The organism is Streptomyces sp. NPDC059037 (assembly GCF_042740015.1).
GTDB lineage: Bacteria > Actinomycetota > Actinomycetes > Streptomycetales > Streptomycetaceae > Streptomyces.
In genome coordinates, this window is sequence record NZ_JBHYIG010000069.1 from 4,501 (window position 1) to 28,246 (window position 23,746).

Genomic DNA, 23,746 nt, shown 5'->3' on the forward strand with positions numbered 1-23,746 from the left:
CCTATCGCCCCAAACTGTGGGGGTATTCTCCTGAGGTGGGCGCGTCGGTGCCCCGGTCCTTTTCCAGCCCCGCGCGGGGGGGTGCACGGCCCCGGTTCTTTGGGTTGATATTCGGCACTTGCCGCAGGCAGTGACCGAGAACGGACGACCAATTTCCGTTTTGACTCGCTCCCTTGGCGGACGATCAGTAGCCTCACCTTCGAACACCGGCTCGCCTCGCCTACGCCTTGGAGTCCTGATGGAGCGTCCCGCCTGGGCCCCGCAGGGCATCGACATCACGATGCCCAGCGTGTCCCGCATCTACGACTACTACCTGGGCGGTTCGCACAACTTCGAGGTAGACCGGGACGCCGCCCGCAGGGCGATGGAGTTCATGCCGGGCCTGCCCAAGATCATGCAGGCGAATCGTGCCTTCATGCGGCGAGCCGTGCGTTTCGCCGTGGACGAGGGCATCAGCCAGTTCCTGGACATCGGCTCCGGGATCCCCACGTTCGGCAACGTCCACGAGGTCGCACAGCAGGCCGACCCGGACGCCCGCGTGGTGTACGTCGACCACGACCCGGTGGCCGTCGCGCACAGCCGGGCCGTGCTCGAAGGCAACGACGGGGCGGGGATCGTCGCCGCGGATCTGCGCAAACCACGCGACATTCTGGGCAGTTCGGAGGTGAAGGGACTCCTTGACCTGGAGCGTCCGGTGGCCCTTCTCCTCGTCGCCATCCTGCACTTCGTGGAGGACGCGTACGATCCCTACACAGCGGTCGCCGAACTGCGGGACGCACTCGCGCCCGGCAGCGTGATCGTCCTCACGCACGCCTCGTACGAAGGGATACCGATCCCCGCCGAGCAGGCCGGTCAGACCGTCGGCGTATACAAGGACATCCGCAATCCACTGATCATGCGCTCGCGCGAAGAGATCGCGCGGTTCTTCGAGGGATACGACATGGTGGAACCCGGCCTCGTGCCGATGCCGCACTGGCGGCCCGACACCTCGCCCGAGGAGGAGGATCCGTACGCCTTCTCCGGGTTCGCCGGCGTGGGGCGCAGGGCATGAGCGGGGAAGCGGACGGCCCCGAGGACAGAGTGCGCAGGTTCGCGACGATCTGGAGCCGGGCGATCTTCCCGGTGACCGCCACATCGCTCACCCGGCCCGAGTTCGAGCTCCAACTGGTGCCGCTGGCCCGGCGGTTGCGTGACGCGCTCCTTGAGCGGGTCTTCGACTCCGGCGAGGGGCAGGCGGTCGGCGCCGCGCTGATCGGCACGCACTGCACCGATCCGGAGGCGCTGAGCCGCACCCTGGACTGCGTGGACGCGTACCTGGTCCTGTACTGCGGCGAGGAAGGCCGGCAGGAGGAGCTGCGGGCCCGTTCCGCACGGCTGCAGCACGCCGTCGCCGCGGGGTTCGCCGCGGCGCTGCGCGAGCGCACCCTCTCCGAGCAGGAGGCGATATCCCGGGCCGCCCTGAACGCGCGCAGCGTCGTCGCCGAGGCCCTGCACGCGAGCGAGGCCCGCTTCCGCGCGGTGTTCCACGGCGCGGCGATCGGCATCGGCATCGCCGACCTCTCGGGCACGGTCCTGGAGGTGAACGACGCCCTGATCCGGATGTTCGGCGGCCTGGAGAACCAGCTGCGCGGACGCAACGTGGCGGAGTGGACGCACCCCGACGACTCCCCGCACGTATGGAAGCTCTACGACGAGCTGGTGCGCGGTGAGCGCGAGCACTACCGCGTGGAGAAGGCCTTCTACCGGCCCGACGGCACGGTCCTGTGGACCAATCTGACCGTCTCGCTGCTGCGGGACGCGGACGGAGTGCCGCAGTACCAGCTGGCGTTGATGGAGGACACCACCGAGCGCCGGCTGCTCAATCTGCGCCTGCGCTACGAGGCGACGCACGACGCGCTCACCGGCCTGCCGAACCGGACGCTGTTCTTCGAACGCCTGGAGAAGGCTCTTGCCGCGGGCGACGGCGCCCGCTTCGGGCTCTGCTATCTCGACCTCGACGGCTTCAAGACCGTCAACGACAGCCTGGGCCACGCGGCGGGCGACCGGCTCCTGGTGGAGGTCGCCGACCGGCTGCAGTCCTGCGCCACCGCGCCCGGCGAGATGGTCGCGCGCCTCGGCGGCGACGAGTTCGTGGCGCTGACCACGGGCCGCGACACGGAGGCCGAGGTCGATGAGCTCGCCGGGCGCATCATGCACGCGCTGTCCACGCCGATCCGCGTCGAGGGCCGCGAGCTGACCGTGCGCGGCAGCATCGGCATAGTGGAGGGCCCGGCGGGCGAGCGGGGCGCCGCGGAGGTGCTGCGCAGCGCCGACATCACGATGTACCGCGCCAAGTCGGCGGGCGGCAACCGCTTCGAGCTCGCCGACCCGGAGGCCGACGCCCGCGCGATCACCCGGCACGGCCTGACCACCGCGCTGCCCGCGGCCCTGGAGCGGGGCGAGTTCTTCATCGAGTACCAGCCGCTCGTCCACCTCGGCGACGGCAGTGTGCGCGGCGCCGAGGCGCTTGTGCGGTGGCTGCACCCGCAGCACGGCGTCATCGGCCCGGACCGGTTCATCCCGCTCGCCGAGCACACGGGTCTGATCGTGCCGCTCGGCCGCTGGGTCCTGGAGGAGTCGGTCCGCCAGGCCCGCACCTGGGAGGCGCGGCACTCCGATGCCGGGCCGCTGCGCGTCAACGTGAACCTGTCGCCCATGCAGTTGACCCACCCCGGTCTGGTCTCGGACACGGTGGAGATCCTGGAGCGCGCCGGGCTCGAACCGGGCGCGCTGTGCCTGGAGGTCACCGAGTCCGCGCTGATCGGAGCCGACGACGACCTGCTCAAGCCGCTGCGGCGGCTCGCCGAGATGGGCGTGGACATCGCGCTCGACGACTTCGGCACGGGCTACTCCAACCTCGCCAATCTGCGCCGCCTGCCGGTGAGCATCCTCAAGCTGGACCGTTCCTTCACCCAGGGCATGCAGCACTTCCCGGCCGACCCCGTCGACCTGAAGATCGTCGAGGGGATCGTGTCGCTCGCCCACAGCCTGGACCTCGCGGTGACGGTCGAGGGCGTCGAGACGGGCGCGCAGGCGGACCAGTTGCGCGAGCTGGGCTGTGACACGGCGCAGGGCTGGTACTACGCCCGGCCGGGACCGCCGGACCGGCTGCACGAGCTGGCCCTCGCGGACGCGACGAGCTGAGGCAGCACGGCGATCCACTGGGTGTACGCCTTCGTCGACCGGCCCGCGGCGCGGTTCGCTCGGGCCTGCGCGTTCTGGACGGAGGTCACAGGGACGCGGCTCTCCGCGTTCCGCGGCGAGGAAGACCAGTTCGTGACGCTGCTGCCCGAGCAGGGCGATGCGTACGTGAAGGCGCAGGCGGTCGGTGGCTCCGGCGGCGCGCATCTCGACTTCGCGGTGGACGACGTGGCCGCCGCGGCGAGCGCCGCCCGTGGGCTGGGGGCCACCCCCGTCTTCGCGGAGGACGGCCTGGAGGTCCTGCGTTCCCCGGGCGGGCAGCTGTTCTGCCTGGTGCCGTGGCAGGCCGAGCGGGTCCGCCCCGCACCACTGGCCGCCCCGGACGGTTCCACGAGCCGCCTCGACCAGGTGTGCCTCGATGTCCCGCCGGGGGCATGGGAGGCGGAGAAGACGTTCTGGCCCGCCTTCACCGGGTGGTCGTCGGGCCCCGGTTCACGCCCGGAGTTCCACCTCGTCAAGTCGCCCGCGAGCCTGCCGATCCGGATCCTGCTGCAGCGCCTCGACGCGGACGGTCCCGCGGGCGCGCACCTGGACTTCTCCTGCTCCGACCTCGAAGCGACCCGCGCCCGCCACGAGAAGCAGGGCGCCGAAGCGGTGTCGCGAGGCCCGCACTGGACCGTGATGCGGGATCCGGCGGGCGGGACGTACTGCTTGACGATCAGGAACCCGGAGACGGGCAGCCTCAGCGCCCTTTGAGCCGCGCCCCGTAAGGGGCGCGGGGAACTGCGCGACAAGCCCCCACCGGACCCGCAGGTACGTACATCACTGCACCCCCGGCGGAGCCAAAAGCATCCGCTGAAGCTCCCGCGCAGCCCGCGGCGGCGCCACGTCACTCCGGTGAGCCAGCGCGATCGTACGGTGCAGGCCAGGCCGGGCAAGCGGCGTCATCCGCAACCCGCGCCCGGCCCGCTCCGCCACCATCCGCGGCACGACGGCCACCCCGAGCCCCGCCTGCACAAAGCCCAGCACGGCGTCCATCTCGCCGCCCTCGACGGCGAAGTCCGGTTCGAAGCCCTCGGCCCGGCAGGCGGCGACTGTCAGCTCCCGCAGGTCATACCCATGCCGGAACATCACCAGGCGATGCCGCTCCAGATCCGCGACCCGCACCGTCTTGCCGAGGCCGGGGGCATCCGGCGACGACACCACGACAAGGTCCTCCCGCAGCAGCTCCACGGTCGTCAGGGCAGGGGACGGGCTCGGCAGCGGAAGGACGACCAGGGCCAGGTCCAAGGCGCCGCGCGCCAGTTCGCGTACGAGGTCGTGGGAGCCGCCCTCCTCCAGGAGGAGCTGGATGCCGGGATGCCGGTCGTGGAAGGCGCGCAGCACCTCGGGCAGGAGTCCGGTGCAGACGCTGGGCGTGGCGCCGAGGCGGATCCGGCCGCGCCGCAGCTGCGCCAGCTCCTGCACCTCGATCCGCGCGGTGTCGGCGTCCGCGAGGATCCGGCGGGCCAGCGGAAGCAGCGCCTCGCCGGCGTCGGTCAGGGCGATGTTGCCCCGTGCCCTGCTGAAGAGCTCGGCGCCCAGTTCCTTCTCCAGGGCGCGGACCTGCTGGGAGAGGGACGGCTGCGAGACGTGCACCTGCTCGGCGGCCCGGGTGAAGTGCCTGGTCTCGGCGACGGCGACGAAGTAGAGAAGCTGCTGGAACTGCATATACGGCAGGGTACGGCCGATGATAGCCAATCGCTATGGAGATGAGCCGAACCATCTCTTGGACCGATCGGGACCTTCGGCCTTAGCGTCTGCGTCATGGCTCTGGCAACGCGGACGGACCGACGGCCGTCGATGACGCGCACGATCTGGGACTCATCCGTCGGCAAGAAGACGGTGATGGCGGTGAGCGGCCTGATCATGCTGCTCTACCTGGTCGTGCACATGATCGGAAACCTGAAGATCTTCTTCGGTCCGGAGGAGATCAACCACTACGCCCACTGGCTGCGCACGGTCGGCGAGCCCTTCATGCACTACGAGTGGACGCTCTGGCTGGTCCGCGTCGTGCTCGTCGTCGCCGTGGTCGCGCACGCCGTCTCCGCGTACCAGCTGAGCCGCCGCGACATCAAGGCGCGCCCCACCAAGTACGTGCACAAGAAGGCTGGTTCGAGCTTCGCGACGCGCACCATGCGCTGGGGCGGGATCATCCTCGCCCTGTTCATCGTCTGGCACATCCTCGACCTGACGACCGGCACCGTGCACCCGGGCGGCTATGAACACCTGCACCCGTACCAGAACATCATCGACACCTTCTCGACCTGGTACGGCAACGTCATCTACATCGTCGCGGTGGTCGCCCTCGGCTTCCACGTCCGCCACGGGCTCTGGAGCGCCGCGCAGACGCTCGGCGCGGGCAAGGCGACCCGCGACCGCGCCCTCAAGATCATCGCCAATGGCCTCGCGCTGTTCCTGACGGCGGGCTTCGTCGTCGTACCCGTGGCCGTCATGACCGGAGTGGTGAGCTGATGAATTCGTACGCCGAGTACGTGACCGGTGAGCCGGTCGTCGACACCAAGGCCCCCTCGGGACCGGTCGCCGAGCGCTGGGACACCCGCCGCTTCGAGGCCAAACTGGTCAACCCGGCCAACCGGCGCAAGCACACCGTGATCGTCGTCGGCACCGGCCTCGCGGGCGGCTCCGCCGGCGCCACGCTCGCCGAACAGGGCTATCACGTCGTCCAGTTCTGCTACCAGGACTCCCCGCGCCGCGCCCACTCGATCGCCGCGCAGGGCGGCATCAACGCCGCCAAGAACTACCGCAACGACGGCGACTCCGTACACCGCCTCTTCTACGACACCGTCAAGGGCGGCGACTTCCGCGCCCGTGAGTCCAATGTGCACCGGCTCGCGCAGATCTCCGTCGAGATCATCGACCAGTGCGTCGCGCAGGGCGTGCCGTTCGCCCGCGAGTACGGCGGTCTGCTCGACACCCGCTCCTTCGGCGGCGTACAGGTCTCCAGGACGTTCTACGCGCGCGGCCAGACCGGGCAGCAGTTGCTCCTCGGGGCGTACCAGGCGCTGTCCCGGCAGATCGCCGCGGGCAATGTCGAGATGCACCCGCGCACGGAGATGCTGGACGTCATCGTCGTCGACGGGCGGGCCCGCGGCATCGTCGCCCGCGATCTGATCACCGGCAGGATCGAGACGTACTTCGCCGACGCGGTGGTCCTGGCCTCCGGCGGCTACGGCAACGTCTTCTACCTGTCGACGAACGCCATGAACTCCAACGCCACGGCCGTATGGCGGGCGCATCGGCGCGGCGCGTACTTCGCCAACCCGTGCTTCACACAGATCCACCCCACCTGCATCCCGCGCACCGGCGACCACCAGTCCAAGCTGACGCTGATGAGTGAGTCGCTGCGCAACGACGGCCGGATCTGGGTGCCGAAGGCCAAGGGCGACGACCGCCCCGCCAACAAGATCCCCGAGGACGAGCGCGACTACTACCTGGAGCGCATCTACCCGTCCTTCGGCAACCTGGTGCCCCGCGACATCGCATCGCGCGCCGCCAAGAACGTCTGCGACGAGGGCCGTGGCGTCGGCCCCGGCGGACAGGGCGTCTACCTCGACTTCGCGGACGCCATCCAGCGCATGGGCAAGAAGAAGGTCGAGGAGAAGTACGGCAACCTCTTCGACATGTACGCGCGGATCACCGCGGAGAACCCGTACGAGACGCCGATGCGGATCTACCCCGCCGTGCACTACACGATGGGCGGGCTGTGGGTCGACTACGACCTGCAGACCACCGTCCCCGGCCTGTTCGCGGTCGGCGAGGCCAACTTCTCCGACCACGGAGCGAACCGGCTCGGCGCGTCGGCCCTGATGCAGGGCCTCGCCGACGGCTACTTCGTCCTGCCGTCGACGATCAACGACTACCTCGCACGCAACCCGCACCACGACGACGTCACCGACGAACACCCCGTCGTACGCGAGGTATTGACCGAGACCGAGGACCGGCTGGCCAGGCTCCTCGCGGTCGACGGCGACCGTACGCCCGACTCCTTCCACCGCGAACTCGGCGAGCTCATGTGGGAGTTCTGCGGCATGGCGCGTACGGAGACGGGTCTGCGCAAGGCCCTGGAGCGGATCCCGCAGATCCGCGAGGAGTTCTGGCGCCGCATCAAGGTCCCCGGCACCGGCGAGGAGTTCAACCAGTCCCTGGAGAAGGCGAACCGCATCGTCGACTACATCGAGCTCGCCGAGCTGATGTGCCTCGACGCCCTGCACCGCGCCGAGTCCTGCGGCGGCCACTTCCGCGAGGAGTCCCAGACCCCGGACGGCGAGGCGGCCCGCGTGGACGAGGAGTTCTCGTACGCGGCCGCCTGGGAGTTCACCGCCACCGGCGATGCCCCCGTCCTTCATAAAGAAGACCTCGTCTTCGAGTACGTCCACCCCACTCAGCGGAGCTACGCATGAAGCTCACCCTGCGCGTCTGGCGCCAGCAGAACGCCGACGCCGACGGCGCCATGTCCACGTACGAAGTGGATGGCATCTCCTCCGACATGTCCTTCCTGGAGATGCTCGACACCCTCAACGAAGAGCTCATCGTCAAGGGCGACGACCCCGTCGCCTTCGACCACGACTGCCGTGAGGGCATCTGCGGCGCGTGCTCGCTCGTCATCAACGGCGACGCGCACGGCCCGGAGCGCACCACCACCTGCCAGTTGCACATGCGGTCCTTCAAGGACGGCGACACGATCGACATCGAGCCGTGGCGCGCCGCGGCCTTCCCGGTCGTCAAGGACCTGGTGGTGGACCGCTCGTCCTTCGACCGCATCATCCAGTCCGGCGGCTACATCAGCGCCCCGACCGGCGCGGCCCCCGAGGCGCATGCCGCGCCCGTGCCGAAGCCGGACGCGGACTTCGCCTTCGAGCACGCGGAGTGCATCGGGTGCGGCGCCTGTGTCGCCGCCTGCCCCAACGGCTCGGCGATGCTGTTCACTTCGGCCAAGGTGAACCACCTCAATGTCCTGCCACAGGGCGCTCCGGAGCGCGAGACGCGCGTGCTTGACATGGTGGCGCAGATGGACGAAGAGGGCTTCGGTGGCTGCACGTTGACCGGCGAGTGCGCCACCGCTTGTCCCAAGGGGATCCCGTTGCCTTCCATCGCGGCGATGAACAAGGAGTGGCTGCGGGCCACTCGGAAGGTCAGCCGCTAGTCATTCTGTGGGGCCGTTGGGATCTGCGGGTCCGTTGTGGCTTGTCGCGCAGTTCCCCGCGCCCCTGCGGGGCGCGTACCTTCGCGGCATGTATCCGGGAGCGTACGACCCTGCCAGGCCGGCCGTCGTCACCGCCGACGGCACACGGACCCTCAGCTACGGACAACTCGAAGAACGCTCCCTGCGGCTCGCGGATCATCTGCGGGCCGCAGGCTTGCGTCGGGGCGACCACTTCGCCCTGCTGTGCGACAACGACCCGCGCGCCCTGGAGGTCTACTGGGCCGCCCTGCGCTCGGGCCTCTATCTCACCGCCGTCAATCACCACCTCACGGCCGACGAGGCCGCCTATATCGTCCGGGACTGCGGGGCGAAGGCGCTGATCGTCTCCGGCTCGCTCGCCGAACTCGGCGCGAGTGTCCTGGAGTTGGCAGGCGGCCCGGCGATCGTGCTCGGCCTCGACGACGGAACGTACGAGAAGGCCCTGGAGGCCGCGTCCGCCGAGCCGCCCGCGCACCAGCCGCGCGGCACCGACATGCTCTACTCCTCCGGCACCACCGGCCGCCCCAAGGGCATCGAACCCGCGCTGCCCGAGGGCGATGTGCGCGAGGAGCCCAGTACGTACACGCTCATCTTCCAGGCGATGTACGGCTTCGGCGAGGACACCGTCTATCTCAGCCCCGCACCGATCTACCACGCGGCGCCGCTGCGGTTCTGCGGGGTCGTCACCGCGCTCGGCGGCACGGTCGTCCTGATGGACGCCTTCGACGCGGAGGGCGCCCTCGCGGCCGTGCAGCGGCACCGGGTCACGCACAGCCAGTGGGTGCCGACGATGTTCGTACGGATGCTGAAGCTGCCCGCGCCGGTGCGCGAGCGCTACGACCTGTCATCGATGAAGACCGCCATCCACGCGGCCGCGCCCTGCCCCGTCGAGGTCAAGCGGCGGATGCTGGAGTGGTGGGGGCCGGTCCTGTACGAGTACTACTCCTCGACGGAGGGCAACGGCATCACGTTCATCTCGCCCGAGGAGTGGCTGCGCAAGCCCGGCTCGGTGGGCCGGGACGGCTTCCTCGGCGGGCTGCGGATCTGCGACGACGCGGGGGTGCAACTGCCGGTCGGCGAGACCGGAATCGTCTACTTCGAGCGCGACGACCTGCCCTTCCGCTACCACAACGACGAGGGCAGGACCCGCGAGGCCCAGCACCCGGTGCACCTCAACTGGACCACCACGGGGGACATCGGGCACGTCGACGAAGACGGCTATCTGTTCCTCACCGACCGCAGGGCGTTCATGATCATCTCCGGGGGTGTGAACGTCTATCCGCAGGAGGCCGAGGACTGCCTCGTGCTGCATCCGGCGGTCGCGGACGTCGCGGTGATCGGGGTGCCGGACGCGGAGATGGGCGAGGCGGTCAAGGCGGTGGTGCAGCCGGCCGACGGGGCGGCACCGGGGCCGGACCTGGAGCGTGAGCTGATCGAGTTCGTGCGGGAGCGCATCGCCCACTACAAGGCGCCGCGCTCCGTGGACTTCGCCGACTCGCTGCCCAGGACGCCCACCGGGAAACTGGCCAAGTCGCGGCTGCGGAAGGCGTATTGGGACTGACGGCGCGCGGAAGCGGCTGAAGATCGACCGTCTCGGCATCGTGCGGGTTCATGATGGCGCGCACACCCGTACTCATCCCCGTACTCATCCCTGTACCCATCCCCGCACCCATCCCCGTACTCATCAAGGAGAATCCCGTGGCTTCCACCACCGCGTCGATCGAGATCCCCGCACCGGCCGACCGCGTCTGGCAGCTCATCGGCGGCTTCGACGCGCTGCCCGACTGGCTGCCCTTCATCCCTTCCAGCGAGTCCAGTGAGGGCGGCCGCGTACGCACCCTCACGAGCGGGGACGGCGACGTCATCGTCGAACGGCTGCTGACCTTCGACGAAGAGGCGCGCACGTACAGCTACTCCATCCTCAAGGCCCCCTTCCCCGCCACCGACTACGTGGCGACCCTCAAGGTGCACGAGATGCCCGGCCAGGACGCCTCCCGTGTGGAGTGGTCCGGCGTCTTCACACCGGTGGGTGTCGGCGACGACGAGGTCGTCGCGCTGTTCCACGGCATCTTCAGCGACGGACTCGCGGCGCTGAAGCAGAGCCTCGCAGCCTGAGTGATCTACTGATCCCGGGACCCGGGGGGCCATCCGTCAGACCCCAGCAGGAGGTACGCAGCATGCTCGTCGATCTCTCCGGCAAGACCGCCCTCGTCACCGGCTCCACCCAGGGAATCGGGGCGGCCATCGCGACCGGCCTGGCCCGGGCGGGCGCGCGGGTCGCGGTGAACGGGCGGTCCGCGGCATCCGTCGACAAGGCCGTGGAGCGTCTGAAGGACGAGCACGGCGGAGCCGCATTCCTCCGGGCCCCCGGCGACATCTCCACCGACGAAGGCGCCCGTCAGGTCTTCGACGCCGTGCCCCAGGCGGACATCCTCATCAACAACCTCGGTGTCTTCGGCGCCGCACCGGCCCTCGACATCAGCGACGACGAATGGCGCCGCTACTTCGAGGTGAACGTGCTGACCGCGGTCCGGATGATCCGCCACTACCTGCCGGGCATGAAGGACCGCTCCTGGGGCCGGATCCAGAACATCGCCAGCGACTCGGCGCTCGTCACGCCCGCCGAGATGATCCACTACGGCACGTCGAAGACCGCGCTCCTTGCCGTATCCCGAGGCTTCGCGAAGGAGGCCGCCGGGTCGGGCGTGACCGTCAACTCCGTGATCGCGGGCCCCACGCACACCGGCGGCGTGGAGGACTTCGTGTACGAACTGGTCGACCCCGCCCTGCCCTGGGACGAGGCGCAGCGGGAGTTCATGGTCAAGCACCGCCCGCAGTCACTGATCCAGCGGCTCATCGAACCGGAGGAGATCGCCCACATGGTCGTCTACCTCAGTTCGCCGCTCGCCTCCGCGACGACCGGCGGCGCGCTGCGGGTCGACGGGGGTTACGTCGACTCCATCGTTCCGTAGCCGCCACCTCCGCCATCTCCGCCATCTCCGCCACCTCCCCCCCCCCCCCCCCGACTCGCGCATCGCGCCCCCGAGTTATCCACAGGAATCCCCCGTTCCGGATGTTCTGCGCCGTTTGGTCTAGCGTGATCGTCAACGGAAGGACAGGAAAAGGCCGGACAGGAAAGCCAGGACAGGAGAAGGCAGGACAAGGAGAAGGCAGGACAGGAGAGGACGGGGGAAAGCGGATGCACGGGGGACTGCCGTTCATCGGCATCAGCACGCTGGTCTACGGCGTGGTCGGACTGGCCGTGCTCATGGGGAGCACGGTGCGCAAACTCGGGGGAGTGCGACATGCGGAACCGGTATGGCATCACAGTGATCGTGCCCGCGCACAACGAGGAAGCGGGCCTCCCGGCCACGCTGGACTCGCTGGCACGGCAGACGGCACCGCCCGACCACGTCATCGTCGTCGATGACGGCTCGGACGACCGCACGGGAGACGTGGCCGCCGCCCACGGCGTGACGGTGATCAGGCCGCCGCACAATCTGGGCAGCAAGGCCAAGGCGCAGAACCACGCACTGCCTTACTGCGACACGGAGTTGGTGCTCGCCGTCGACGCGGACACGGTGCTCGCGCCCGACTACATCGAGCGGATACTGCCCGCCTTCGACGACCCGGAGGTGACCGTCGCGGCGGGCAACGTCCAGACACGGCACACCAGAACGGTCTGGGAGCGGGGCCGGTCCGTGGAGTACCTCTTCGGCTTCCACTGGCACCGGCCCATCCAGCACGCCGCGGGCAGCCCCATGGTCTGCTCCGGATGCTGCTCGGTGTTCCGCCGCGCGGACCTGCTCGCCTTCGGCGGCTTTCCGGAACGCACCATCGTCGAGGACATGGACTACACCTGGTCCCAGCAGATCGCGGGCCGGCGCGCCCTGTACGTCAGCGACGCCGTCGCCTGGGCCGCCGACCCCGAGACGCTCACCTATCTGCGCAAACAGGTGTGGCGGTGGATGGCGGGCTTCTGTCAGAACGTGCGGCTGCACCTGGGCCGGATGCTCACCGCGAAACCGATGCTCGCACTCTGGATCCTGCTGGCGCTCCTCGAGATCGTCACGGCACCCCTGTGGTGGGCCACACCGTTCCTGCTCGCGGCCACGACGAGCCAGTCGCTGAGCGAGTCGTTCGGGTGGTGGGCGGCGGCCGAGATACTGCTCACCGCGCCACCCCTGATCTACGCGGCCCGCCGGCGGCGGCTGCCCGTGGCGGGGGTCCTGCTGAACATCCCGTGCGTCTACGCCACCAAGGCGGTCAACGTCTGCTACGCGTGGAAGGCGCTGATCGTCGAGCTGGTCCTCGTCCCGCTGCGGCTGTCCAAGGGACTCACCGTGTACGAGAAGGGGCGCCCCGCCATACCGGCCGCCCGGTGACGTGGTGGCGCCCGGGAGCGTGAAGGCTTGCTCAACTCCCGGGCGCCGCACCGTCGTTGGTGGTCACGTGGACGTAGTCGACGACGAGCTGCTGCGGGAAGGTGGTGCTGCCGTCCGGGTCGCCGGGCCAGTAGCCGCCGACCGCGAGGTTCAGGATCAGGAAGAAGGGCTTGTCGAACACCCACTGCTTGCCGCCCAGGTCGGCCGGGGTGCGGGTCTGGTAGACGTTGCCGTCCACGGACCAAGTGACCTTGTCGGGTGACCAGTCCACCGCGAAGGTGTGGAACTTGTCCGCGAACGCCTCGCCGCCGGGCAGCGTGTATCCCGCGCCGATGCCGCCGGAGCCGGAGTAGCCGGGGCCGTGCAGGGTGCCGTGCACGGTGCTCGGTTCGAAGCCGACGTTCTCCATCACGTCGATCTCACCGCTCTGGGGCCAGCCCACGTCGCCGATGTCCGCGCCGAGCATCCAGAACGCGGGCCACATGCCCTGGCCGCGCGGCACCTTCATGCGGGCCTCGACATGGCCGTACGTCTGCGTGAACTTGCCCGCGGTGTTGAGGCGGGCGGAGGTGTACTCACACGTGCCGTACCAGCACTGGTAGTTGCCCGGGTTCTCCTTGCGGGCGGTGATGACCAGGTTGCCCTGGCCGTCGAGGGCGGCGTTGTTGTTGCCGGAGGTGTAGTACTGCCGCTCGTGGTTGTTGACGTTGTCGCCGGTCTCGATCTGCCACTTGGCGCCGTCGACCGCCGAACCGGCGGGTCCGTCGAAGTCGTCGGTGAACGTGGCGGCCGCGGGCGCGGGTTCGGCCGACGCCCCGGCCGGGAGTGCGGTCAGGGTGGCGGCGCCGCAGACCAGGGCGGCCGCGAGCGCCGTACGGCGGCGCCGGGTGGAGGTGTGCACTGTCATCACATCGCTTCGCGTGGGGGGGGGGAGGGGAGGGGAGGGGGAGGGGGAGGCGGAGGGGGGGAAGAGGAGGGGAGGGGAGCGCATGCCCCGCCCGACAAGGCGTGCGCATGACAAACCACCATCGAGAACTGAACACGGCGAGCGATTCGCCCCCGCCGCTTAGTTCAGTACTTGATTTAAGGCACCCTCCGAGGCGCCGTCAAGGAGTTGGTGCGGACCAACCAGAACCGTCCGCCGTCAACGCCCGCGCCAGATACGGCGCCGTGCGGCTGCCCGGCGCCCCCGCCATGACCGCCGGCGGCCCGGACGCGACGATCCTGCCGCCCTCTTCGCCGCCGCCGGGGCCCAGGTCGATCACCCAGTCCGCGCCCGCCACCACCGCCATGTCGTGCTCGACGACGACCACCGAGTGGCCCGCTTCGACAAGACCGTGCAGCTGACGCATCAGGACCTCGACGTCCGCCGGGTGGAGTCCGGTCGTCGGCTCGTCCAGGAGGTAGAGCGTGTGACCGCGCCGGACACTTCCCCGAACTTGTCGAACAGTGGAGGCCCCTTGCAACTCGCCCGCCAGCTTGATGCGTTGGGCCTCGCCGCCGGACAGCTCGGTGGCGGGCTGGCCGAGCCGCAGATAGCCGAGCCCCACGTCGAGCAGGGTCCGCAGGCTGCGGGCGACCGCCGGGGTGTCCGCGAAGAAGTCCGCGGCCGACTCGACGGTGAGGTCGAGCACCTCCGCGATGTTCCGTCCCTGGTAGGTCACTTGGAGTGTCTCGGGGTTGTAGCGCGCGCCCCCGCAGTCGGGGCACGGCGCGTACGTACTGGGCAGGAAGAGCAGTTCCACGCTCACGAACCCCTCGCCCTGGCAGGTCTCGCACCGCCCACCCGCGACGTTGAACGAGAAGCGCCCCACGCCATAGCCCCGCTCGCGCGCCGCGTCCGTGGCCGCGAAGACCTTGCGCACGACGTCGAAGAGGCCGGTGTAGGTGGCGAGGTTGGAGCGGGGCGTGCGACCGATCGGCTTCTGGTCGACGGACACCAGGCGTCCCACGCCCTCCAGTTCCTCGGTGATCTCGCCGATGAGCGTGGACTTGCCCGAGCCGGAGACACCGGTGACGGCGGTGAAGGTGCCGAGCGGGATCTCGGCCGTCACCTCACGCAGGTTGTGGCGGCTCACGGGTCCGACCTTCAGCCAGCCACGGGGCGCGCGTACCTCGCGCACCGGTTCCGGTTCGCGCCCGAAGAGGAAGCGGGCCGTCGCGGACTCCGCGACACCCGCGAGGTCCGCGACCGGCCCGCTGTGCAGGACCTCACCGCCGTGCTCACCGGCGTGCGGGCCCACGTCGACGAGCCAGTCGGCATGGCGTACGACATCGAGGTGGTGCTCCACGACGAAGACCGAGTTGCCCGCTGCCTTGAGCCGGTCGAGGAGGGTGAGCAGCGACTCCGTGTCCGCCGGGTGCAGTCCGGCCGAGGGTTCGTCCAGGACGTACACGACGCCGAACAGCCCGGAGCGGAGCTGCGTCGCGAGCCGCAGCCGCTGCAGCTCGCCCGTGGAGAGCGTGGGCGTCGCGCGGTCCGGGCTCAGATAGCCGAGCCCGAGCTCGGTGATCGTGGCGATCCGTGCGAGCAGGTCGGCGGCCAGGACGCGGGCCGCCTCCGAACCCGTCGCACCTTCGAGCGTCCTGGCCAGTTCCGACAGGGGCAGCGCGGCGAGATCGGCGATCGTACGACCCGCGAAGGTGACGGCCATCGCCTCCGGACGCAGCCTGCTGCCGCCGCAGGCCGGGCAGTCGGCGCTCTCCAGGAAACGCTCGGCCTTGGTGCGCAGCGTCTGGCTCTTGGAATCCGCGAAGGTCTTCATCACATAGCGCCGGGCGCTCATGTACGTGCCCTGGTAAGGGCGTTGGATGCGGCCGGCGTCCCGCACGGGGTGCACGGTCACCACCGGCTGCTCGTCGGTGAACAGGATCCAGTCCCGGTCCCGCTGCGGCAGTTCGCGCCAGGGCAGGTCGACGTCGTGGCCGAGGGTGTCGAGGACGTCGCGGAGGTTCTTGCCCTGCCAGGCCCCGGGCCACGCCGCGATCGCACCCTCCCGGATCGACAGGGACGGGTCGGGGACGAGGAGCTGCTCACTGGTGCGGTGCACGCGGCCCAGGCCGTGGCACTCCGGGCAGGCCCCGGCGGCGGTGTTCGGCGAGAAGGCGTCCGAGTCGAGGCGTTCGGCGCCCTGCGGATAGTCGCCGGCGCGGGAGAAGAGCATGCGCAGCGAGTTCGAGAGGTTGGTGACCGTGCCCACCGAGGAGCGGGAGGTGGGCGCCGCCCGGCGCTGCTGGAGCGAGACGGCGGGCGGGAGGCCCGTGATCTCACCGACCCGCGGCGCGCCCACCTGGTGGATCAGCCGCCGGGCGTACGGGGCGACCGACTCGAAGTAGCGGCGCTGGGCCTCCGCGTAGATCGTGCCGAAGGCGAGCGAGGACTTCCCCGAGCCGGAGACGCCGGTGAAGACGGCGATGACGTCGCGCGGAATGGCGACGTCCACATTGCGGAGGTTGTGCTCCCGCGCACCGCGCACACGTACGAACGGATCGTGGGGGCTGTGCATGGGGCGGACTCCGTACGCGGCTCGGGGGCAAACCCCACGATTCTAGGCCGCCACCAGACCCGCGACCCGGGCGAGCCGCCGGTAGGAGTCGAGGAGCCCATCGCGGTCGTACGTACTGGTCGTGATCAGCACTTCCTGCGCGCCGCTCTCCTTGAGCAGTACTTCCAGCTCCTCGGCCACCTGCTCCTCCGTGCCATGGATGTGGCCCTGGAGCCCGGACTCGTAGAACCCGCGCTCCTTCTCCGTCATCGTCATCGCCGGTGACTCGACGCGCTCGGCCGGGGGCAGCGGCGGGAAGGTGCCGTGCGTGCGCGAGTACGCCATGGACCAGGCTTCCGGTATCAGCAGGCGGCGGGCCGCTTCGGGCGTCTCGGCGACGGCGATGGTGCCCGAGACGACGACGTACGGCTCGCTCGACCACACCGAGGGCCGGAACGACGATCGGTAGTGGTCGATGCCGCGGAGCATCTTCTCGCGGCCCCGGATGTCGCCGATGACCATCGGAAGCCCGGCCTGCGCGGCGATGGTGGCACCCTCACCGATGGCCAGGACGAACGGGGGTACGGTCAGGCCCTCGGCGGGGCGGGCATGCGCGCCGGTGTCCGACGTGCCGCGGAACCAGCCGAGGAGCTCGGTGAGCTGCGCGGCGAAGTCCTCGGCGTTGTGCTTGTCCCGCCCCAGCGCCTTGCGCACCCCGTCGGTGAAGCCGACCGAGCGGCCGAGCCCCATGTCGATGCGCCCGGGAAAGAGCGCTTCCAGCACCCCGAACTGCTCGGCGACGATGAGCGGTTGATGGTTCGGCAGCATCACGCCGCCGGTGCCGACCCGGATGGTGCGCGTCGCCGCCGCGACGGCGGCCGCGAGCACGGTCGGCGCCGAACCGGCCACGCCCGGCACGCCGTGATGCTCGGAGACCCAGAGACGGTGGTACCCGAGCCCTTCGAGCTCCTTGGCGAGACGCACGGTGTCGCGCAGGGCCTCGGGGCCGTCGTGCCCCTCACGGGTGCGGGATCGGTCGAGGACGGAGAACCGGGTTGCTTCCACACGAGACCCCTCTGGCTGGTGGGCGTCACGTTCCCGTGGGGAACTGCGTTCCTGTTCGTCCTGCATGGCTGCTCCGGAGGCTTCGGTCTCGGCCGTCTCTCGGCTGATCTCCTCTGCGGTTTCAATGATCCGTGAGGTCTGCGGGGCGGGCAAAGTGATTTTGATCTCCGCGGAGTCCAGCGCCTTGTTCAGCGTGATGGTGAGCTGGAGGAGCTCGATGAGCTGTCGCTGCAACCGCTCCGGGGCCCTGGCGAAATGGAGCGCGAGATAGGGCAGGCCGTCGAGTGGCTGCACGTCATCATGACGGGGCTGTGGCGACTCGGGTGGAGCACATTTCGCTGGCGTCTGGTGAGGTCGTCGACTCGCCGCTGAAGCTGATCGCGCTCAGCCTCGCGCTCCTGCACCGCATGATCCTCGCAAGTGGCGAGATCGGCGGCGAGGAGGTCGCGACGGTGCGAACCGAACACCCGGTCCGCAATAAGTGCGAAATACCGTCGAGGAACACCTCCTCCCGGACGTACAGCGTGGTCGGGTGCTCGGGGTACCAGCCCGAATGGCCGACCCGGATCGGCTTCGGCCAGCACATGTAGTAGGTCCGGGTGCCCCCGGTGCCTCGGCAGACACCGGACATCCTGCGTCTGCACCCGCAGAACACCCTCCCGCGCAGCACGTAGGTGCGGCACGTCTGGACGTGACTGTCACGATCGCCTCCGTCCCTGGACCCGGCGTGTGCGCGGCGGCGCGCGTACATCTCATCGAACATCCACTTCGGGATCAGGGGTTCATGCGATGGCTCGGAGGACCACACCCACAGAGACGGATCCTTGAACGTACGCCGACCGGTCGACGCCGAGCGCCGGTTGTACACCTGGTAGCCGGTGTACTTGGGATTGAGGAGCATGTCGGTGACAGCGGACTTGGACCAGGCTCCGCGCGCTCGTTTGGCACCGTACGGCAAGGGTGAGGGATAGCGTTCCGGGTCGGCGTTGAGCAGGTCGGTGATGGTCTCGTAGCCCAGCCACTCGTAATAGCGCCAGTGAGCCATTTGGTTTACAACCTCGGCTTTGCTGCCGTGAGGTTCCAATCGCGACTTGGTGAGGCCCTTCGAAGCACGCAGCGGATTGGGGTGGCGAATCCTTCGCAGGTTGTAGCCGTAGGGAGGGCGGCCGATGTTCCAGCCTTCCCGTACGTGCGTGCATATGCCGCCCCACGAAAGCTCCAGGGCGTTGAACACCTCGTACTCGGTGACGGACTGGTTGATCCTGCGCTGCAGGATCTGCTGGGCCCGACCTCCGTCGAGCTTGATCGGTTCGTTCCAGGCGAACAGCGGGACGCCGGCGCGCTCCAGTTCGCGTTCGACGGAGAGGTTCTCGAACATGCGCCGGGCGACACGTGCTGCACTTTCACAGATCACGACGTCGAACCGCCGGTCGGACGTCTCGGCCCCGGTCAGCAGGTCGTGGATGCCTCCGTCGCGGGCGATGGGGATGCCGAAGCGGGCGTAGCCCAGCAGCCCAAATTGTTCCGGTTCCCCTCCGCCGCCCGGCGCGGCGCGTCCGGCGATCCCAGCAGACCGTACGGCAGATACCCGGACCGGACACCGAGTTCCCACCCATGGACCTGGACGGCGAGGCAGGTCAGGGCGAGGGTGCCGAGGGGGAGGAGGGACCGAGGCGCGGGATCACCGGCATCGGCCTCGACGCTCTCCCGGTACGCGACCAGCCGGGCGACGAGGGCGTCCTCGAAGGCGTGCTGGTCGTCGTCGAGGAGTACGCGGAGCAGCCGCTGGTCCGCGCTCAGCGCGTCGCCGACCTCGTCGAGCCGCCGGGCGGCCTCCGTGCGCTCCCCGGCGTCCGGCTTGCGCAGCGGAACCGTAGGCCAGTCGCGGGGCAGATGCCCGGCTGCCTCGGTGAGATAGGGGCACAGGGCGTCCATGGCGGCGAGGTCGGCGGGGTCGGAGACGGAGGTGTACCGGTTGTAGGGCACGCCGTCACGGATGGCGGGCGCGTAGTTGCCGCGCAGCAGCAGCCCGGTGACCCGCTCCCAGTCCCACACATGCCCGCTGACGACACACATCTCGAACATGTCGAGCCAGGTCCGCGCGGTGGGTGCCTCCTTGACGACGTCCCGGAAGGTGATGGGCCCGTCCCCGAACTCGTCGTCGTCCGGGTCCGTGCTGATCCGCTCCCCGACGAGAGGGAACCGGAGTTCCTGGTCCCCGGTCGGGAAGCACATGATGCTCAGCACTCCGTGCACACACTCCGCGGCGGTGACGGCGACCGTGCCGGCCGCAGCGTCGAGACCCGGCTCCGTCACCGTTCGCGCGGCGACATGGTCGAGCAGTTCGTCCGCCATGGCCCGGATCAGCGTCGGCGAGATGCTGCCGTACCGCAGCGAGTGCCACCGGGTGTAGGCCCGCCCGTCGATGTCGTCGAGCGCCTCGGCCAACCGCTGCTCGCCAACCTGATGACATGTCACATTCCGCACGTACCCTGTCCCTTCATGAACTCCACGACTGGACGACGCACGTTATCAACGGGCACTGACAGCTGGGGCGGGGTGATCTGACGAGCGCGGAGTGGGTGCGGCTGGAGCCGCATCTGCCTTCGTCTGGGCAGCGCGGCGGCCGGTGGAACGACCACCGCTCGGTGATTAACGGGATCCTGTTCCGGGTTCGCACCGGCATACCGTGGCGTGACCTGCCCGAGCGTTTCGGCAGTTGGAAGACCGTCTATGAACGCCACCGGCGGTGGTCGGCGGACGGCACGTGGGACCAGATCCACACGGCTGTCCAGTCGATCCGACCTGACCGGCCGGATCGACTGGAGCATGGTCGGCGTGGACTCGACGTCCTGCCGTGCTCATCAGCACTCGACCGGTGCCCGCAAGAGGAAGCCGCACGTCCCGAAAAAGGGACGCCGCCCCGAACCCATCGCCCCGACGAGGGACTTGGACGGTCCCGGGGCGGCCTGACCTGCAAGATCCCCCTCGCAGGCGAAGGCGGATGCCGCCCCATGGCCCTGCTCGTCACACCTGGTCAGTGCGGTGACACCCCACAGATGATCGAGGTCCTCAGCCGTATCCGCGTTCCCCGCCCCCAGGGCGGACACCCGCGCACCCGGCCCGACCACGTCAGCGGCGACAAGGCATACAGCTCACGCCGAAACCGCCGCTACCTGCGAAGACGCCAGATCAAGCACACGATTCCGGAGCCGAAGGACCAACGGGCCCACCGCAAACGGCGTGGCAGCAAAGGCGGCCGACCCGCCGGCTTCGACAGCGTGATCTACAAACGCCGCAACGAGATCGAGAGAACCATCAACCGGCTCAAGAACTCCAGGGCCGTCGCCACCCGTTACGACAAGAGGGCCTACGTCTTTCAGGGCACCGTCACCACCGCAGCCATGCGGCTATGGCTCCGACCACGATCCGCCGGACAGAACCTAGAACTCAAGCCCGCGGTGGGGGCTTTCGCTACTTGGCGGCACCGGAAGCATCACAACACTCCGCCGCTACCCCTTTGGCTGCGTAGGTTGCGTCGCGCCAAGCGCAACAGTGGTCCTGATGTAAGAATCCAGGCGCTCTCGAATCTCAATGACATCACCCGCCCGTGGAAGAAGGCGCTCTCCGCGCTGAGCGACAGGTGTTCTCGCGACTCATCAACAAAGCCGCCCCTTCCTGGCGAACCCCACCAATGCAGCCCAGGCGGCTGGTCGCACAGTCATGGTTCCGCGATCGCGCGCCTTCGAGTCCCGGGCCATCACCTTGTCACCGGACGGATGACCGGTCAGACCGAGCTGCGTGCCAAGGCGACCGGGCAGATGATGTACCGCCTGTTCCGTCACGGACTGGACAGCGAGCAGGGTGCACAGACCGTGGCTGCCCTGAACCACATCCACTCCCGCTGGGCGATCTCCAACGACTCGTTCCTGTACGTTCTGGCCTGCTTCGACATCGCCCCGATGCGGTGGTGCGACACCTACGCCTGGCGGCCCACCACCACGGCGGAGAAGACCGCCTCTCACCTCTTCTACCGAGGCCTGGCCGAGCGCATGGGCATACGTCAAGTCCCTGCGACGTGGGACGAGTTCGCGGAACGGACGGACCGTCACGAGCAGAGCCGATTCTCCGCGACTTCGGAAGCCTCAGCACTGTGGAATGCCACCCGAGACCTCCTTGCCAACCGCTTCCCCGCCGCACTCAGCCCTCTGATCCGTACTGTCGCGGACGCACTCCTCGACGAGCCGCTGCGCCAGGCGGGCGGGGCCCGCAAGACATCTGCTCCCGTTCGAGCTCTGGTCTCCGGCGGCATGAAGCTACGCTCCCGTCGCATACGGCGTGCGCACAGCAGTCCTGACTACCGTCCTGTCCTTCCGCCCTCGGTGCTCGACCTCGAGTGAATGCGACACTGACGCTGCCAGCCGGCGCTTGTGGTCGGACCTCGGAACCCAGCAGGAGCCACAGCCTCCATGTAACCCAACGATCAGGCCCGCGCCGACCAGCGGGCACGGTCGAGCGGGCCGTAGTGGGTGTCGGTGATGAGGACGGCCCCGCGTGCCGTCCAACCCCGCTCCCAGGCGCGGAAGTTGCACGTCGAGGCGGCACACACTTGGCACCCGGCGGTCCTCGTGGTGGGAGTCGTCACCGGTGCGGAGGGCCTGGGCAAGACCACCTTCGCGGTGCGGGCCGCGCACGCCGAGCGGCCGAGCTTCCCCGGCGGGGTGTTCTTCGTCAGCCTCTTCGGCATGTCCGCGCACCCGGTCGGCGCGGGTGACGCCCTGCGGATGCTGCTGCGCGCGTTCGGCGTCGCCGACCGGCAGATCCCCGTGCGACCTGCCGGAACGGGCCGCCCTGTACCGGTCGCTGCTGCGCGACAAGCGGATCCTCCGTCGTCACAACTCATCGGCTGCGCTTGGTATTGGCTGGTTCCTGACTCGAAACCCGCACTGTTGGAAGAGTCGTGGCGGACGCCCCCGAGCGGGCTCATCCGCAGGTAAACCTTCGAAGCGGTGGAGGCAGGGCGGTGTCATCGGCCAACTGCTGGGCTATGTGATGCGCACTCATCTCCAGGCGTGGGCAGGTTCGACCTGCGAAGGCCATGTGAGTACGGCAAGCGGAGAACGGGCGAGGCTCGCGTTGGAATCGCGGCGCCCTGGCGCCGACGCGATGCGCCGGCGAGGACCACCGGAACCCGCTGGGGAAGGCGCTCGTCGAGCACGGGTGGATCGCCAGGCCCCTGCAGCACGGGGCTTACGGTCGGGAACCTTAGCCGGGCCGGGTCGCGTCACTTTCCGGGACAGTGGAAAGTACGCCCATGAGCATCAACCCACCCCGCCCGTCCGGGCCGCGGCCTGCGGGCGACCCGCCGCGGTCGTACACCCCGTTGTGGCGGCGGCTGCAGCCTCCCTCCTGACCCCGCAGCCGCACTGGCCTCTCTCGCGGTGACGTGGTGGAGCGGACCGATCGACGAAACCGTCAGCAGCGGGGGCGCAGGCGACGCCCCCTTCTACCCGCGCATCGCCCCCCTGGTCTTCGGCGCGCGGCGTGGCCCTCATCGCGTACGCAGCCTTCGGCTTCGCCCTCGGCGTCACCGTCGGCGTCCTCATGCGCCGCACCGTGCCGGCCATGGCTGCCACCCTCGCGGTCTTGGCTGCCGCCCAACTCGCCATGCCCCTGTGGGGCCGACCGCGCCTCGCCCCCTCCATCAAGGTCACGCTGCCATTCAACGAGGCGCAGCCGGTGAACATCGGCGTCGGCTCCGTCCGAGAGGTGGACTTCGGACAGTCGGGAGCCTGGGTTCTCTCCCAGCAAACTGTCGACACAGCCGGCCAGCCGGCCGACCACTCTGGACTCTCCAGTGGACCGAGGCCGGGCTCTACCTCGGCCTCACCGCGGTTTCGGCCGGCTTCTGTGTCTGGTGGGTCCGCCCGCCGTCTGGCCCAGCTAGTCGTCCCGCAGCCGGACCAGCGCGCGCCCGGACGCCGGATCTTGCTCCAGCACCACGTACCTGCAGAGGACGGCGAGGGCGACAAGGCGGCCGCTCATCTCCAAACCTTCCTCCACGATCGTTCCCAGCATCAGCACCGTGCTGTGGCCGTTCGCGTGCGCCCAGCCGTTGAGCGCCTCGGTCAGCAACGCGCCGCCCAGATAGACCGCCAGTGCGGCAAGGAGCCCGGACCGCAGGTCACGCGGGAGTTTCCGCGCCCACAGCACGGCGCATACGGTGCCACCGCCGTGAGGACCGCGCCGGGCAGCACCCAGGCGTGCATGGGCAGCGAGCCCCCTGCCCATTCCTTCCACGACCGGCCGACCTCGCCGAGGCGCTCGTGCAACGAGACCGTCTCGTCGATGCTGAGCAGTGCGGTCGCGGCGGAAGACCCAGCCAG

The 23,746-nt window shown here is 69.4% G+C and carries 18 protein-coding genes and 3 pseudogenes; 12 read left to right on the top strand and 9 right to left on the bottom strand.

The features are described from left to right. Window positions 1-238: 238 nt before the first annotated feature. Genes ACFWY6_RS16765 through ACFWY6_RS16775 form a run of 3 tightly spaced genes read left to right on the top strand, consistent with a single transcriptional unit; the run spans window position 239 to window position 3,936 of the window. Window positions 239-1,051 carry an SAM-dependent methyltransferase gene (locus ACFWY6_RS16765; protein ID WP_384690413.1) on the top strand — a complete coding sequence of 271 codons (813 nt, stop codon included), beginning with the start codon at window positions 239-241 and terminating at the stop codon, window positions 1,049-1,051. Continuing rightward, window positions 1,048-3,183 carry a putative bifunctional diguanylate cyclase/phosphodiesterase gene (locus ACFWY6_RS16770; RefSeq protein ID WP_384690415.1) on the top strand — a complete coding sequence of 712 codons (2,136 nt, stop codon included), beginning with the start codon at window positions 1,048-1,050 and terminating at the stop codon, window positions 3,181-3,183. Before ACFWY6_RS16765 ends, ACFWY6_RS16770 begins: the two co-directional genes overlap by 4 nt. A 12-nt stretch (window positions 3,184-3,195) precedes the next feature. Next, the gene (locus tag ACFWY6_RS16775; protein WP_384690469.1) at window positions 3,196-3,936 is read left to right on the top strand and encodes a VOC family protein; all 741 of its coding nucleotides are present in this window, start codon (window positions 3,196-3,198) and stop codon (window positions 3,934-3,936) included. Between the two features lie 66 nt (window positions 3,937-4,002). On the opposite strand, the gene ACFWY6_RS16780 is transcribed toward ACFWY6_RS16775, so the two are convergent. Next, window positions 4,003-4,890, bottom strand: a complete 888-nt coding sequence (locus ACFWY6_RS16780) for a LysR family transcriptional regulator (RefSeq protein ID WP_384690417.1) — start codon at window positions 4,888-4,890, stop codon at window positions 4,003-4,005. Between the two features lie 132 nt (window positions 4,891-5,022). On the opposite strand from ACFWY6_RS16780, the gene ACFWY6_RS16785 reads away from it, so the two are divergent. From ACFWY6_RS16785 to ACFWY6_RS16815, 7 genes are all read left to right on the top strand, one after another. Next, window positions 5,023-5,694: a succinate dehydrogenase gene (locus tag ACFWY6_RS16785; RefSeq protein ID WP_360773216.1), complete on the top strand. Its 672-nt coding sequence runs from the start codon at window positions 5,023-5,025 to the stop codon at window positions 5,692-5,694. After that, entirely contained in the window at window positions 5,694-7,643 is a 1,950-nt protein-coding gene (locus ACFWY6_RS16790; RefSeq protein ID WP_384690420.1) for a fumarate reductase/succinate dehydrogenase flavoprotein subunit, read from the top strand. The genes ACFWY6_RS16785 and ACFWY6_RS16790 overlap by 1 nt, the downstream gene beginning before the upstream one ends. After that, complete coding sequence (locus ACFWY6_RS16795; protein ID WP_266872766.1) at window positions 7,640-8,386, top strand: succinate dehydrogenase/fumarate reductase iron-sulfur subunit; 747 nt, start codon at window positions 7,640-7,642, stop codon at window positions 8,384-8,386. Before ACFWY6_RS16790 ends, ACFWY6_RS16795 begins: the two co-directional genes overlap by 4 nt. An 88-nt stretch (window positions 8,387-8,474) precedes the next feature. Then, a complete protein-coding gene (locus ACFWY6_RS16800) occupies window positions 8,475-9,986 on the top strand; it encodes an acyl-CoA synthetase (protein ID WP_384690423.1) in 1,512 nt (503 codons plus the stop codon). 137 nt (window positions 9,987-10,123) lie between these two features. Next, on the top strand, window positions 10,124-10,540 hold the full coding sequence (locus ACFWY6_RS16805) for an SRPBCC family protein (RefSeq protein ID WP_384690425.1): 417 nt from the start codon (window positions 10,124-10,126) through the stop codon (window positions 10,538-10,540). Window positions 10,541-10,602: 62 nt separating this feature from the next. Then, on the top strand, window positions 10,603-11,397 hold the full coding sequence (locus ACFWY6_RS16810; protein ID WP_384690428.1) for an SDR family NAD(P)-dependent oxidoreductase: 795 nt from the start codon (window positions 10,603-10,605) through the stop codon (window positions 11,395-11,397). Between the two features lie 333 nt (window positions 11,398-11,730). After that, entirely contained in the window at window positions 11,731-12,810 is a 1,080-nt protein-coding gene (locus tag ACFWY6_RS16815) for a glycosyltransferase family 2 protein (RefSeq protein ID WP_384690432.1), read from the top strand. A gap of 31 nt (window positions 12,811-12,841) precedes the next feature. Here the strand turns inward: ACFWY6_RS16815 and ACFWY6_RS16820 are convergent, their stop codons facing one another. The 5 genes from ACFWY6_RS16820 to ACFWY6_RS16840 form a co-directional block, all read right to left on the bottom strand. After that, a complete protein-coding gene (locus tag ACFWY6_RS16820; protein WP_384690435.1) occupies window positions 12,842-13,717 on the bottom strand; it encodes a family 16 glycosylhydrolase in 876 nt (291 codons plus the stop codon). A 199-nt stretch (window positions 13,718-13,916) separates the two neighbouring features. After that, window positions 13,917-16,316, bottom strand: coding sequence for an ATP-binding cassette domain-containing protein (locus ACFWY6_RS16825; RefSeq protein WP_384690438.1), 2,400 nt, complete (start codon window positions 16,314-16,316; stop codon window positions 13,917-13,919). A 42-nt stretch (window positions 16,317-16,358) separates the two neighbouring features. After that, window positions 16,359-17,426, bottom strand: coding sequence for an LLM class flavin-dependent oxidoreductase (locus tag ACFWY6_RS16830; RefSeq protein ID WP_384690472.1), 1,068 nt, complete (start codon window positions 17,424-17,426; stop codon window positions 16,359-16,361). Between the two features lie 232 nt (window positions 17,427-17,658). Then, window positions 17,659-18,738, bottom strand: a complete 1,080-nt coding sequence (locus ACFWY6_RS16835; RefSeq protein WP_384690441.1) for a recombinase family protein — start codon at window positions 18,736-18,738, stop codon at window positions 17,659-17,661. 71 nt (window positions 18,739-18,809) lie between these two features. Continuing rightward, window positions 18,810-19,847, bottom strand: coding sequence for an immunity 49 family protein (locus tag ACFWY6_RS16840; protein WP_384690444.1), 1,038 nt, complete (start codon window positions 19,845-19,847; stop codon window positions 18,810-18,812). Between the two features lie 77 nt (window positions 19,848-19,924). On the opposite strand from ACFWY6_RS16840, the pseudogene ACFWY6_RS16845 reads away from it, so the two are divergent. Next, window positions 19,925-20,767 (top strand): annotated as a pseudogene (locus ACFWY6_RS16845) (IS5 family transposase); the annotation flags it as partial. A gap of 252 nt (window positions 20,768-21,019) precedes the next feature. Here the strand turns inward: ACFWY6_RS16845 and ACFWY6_RS16850 are convergent. After that, window positions 21,020-21,121, bottom strand: coding sequence for a DUF397 domain-containing protein (locus ACFWY6_RS16850; protein WP_384690446.1), 102 nt, complete (start codon window positions 21,119-21,121; stop codon window positions 21,020-21,022). 51 nt (window positions 21,122-21,172) lie between these two features. On the opposite strand from ACFWY6_RS16850, the pseudogene ACFWY6_RS16855 reads away from it, so the two are divergent. Continuing rightward, window positions 21,173-21,760: pseudogene (locus ACFWY6_RS16855) on the top strand (oxygenase MpaB family protein); the annotation flags it as partial. Window positions 21,761-21,849: 89 nt separating this feature from the next. Here the strand turns inward: ACFWY6_RS16855 and ACFWY6_RS16860 are convergent. Together ACFWY6_RS16860 and ACFWY6_RS16865 are read right to left on the bottom strand one after the other, a co-directional pair. Further along, window positions 21,850-21,988: pseudogene (locus tag ACFWY6_RS16860) on the bottom strand (metallophosphoesterase); the annotation flags it as partial. Window positions 21,989-23,303: 1,315 nt separating this feature from the next. Next, complete coding sequence (locus ACFWY6_RS16865; protein ID WP_384690449.1) at window positions 23,304-23,573, bottom strand: hypothetical protein; 270 nt, start codon at window positions 23,571-23,573, stop codon at window positions 23,304-23,306. Between the last annotated feature and the right edge of the window lie 173 nt (window positions 23,574-23,746).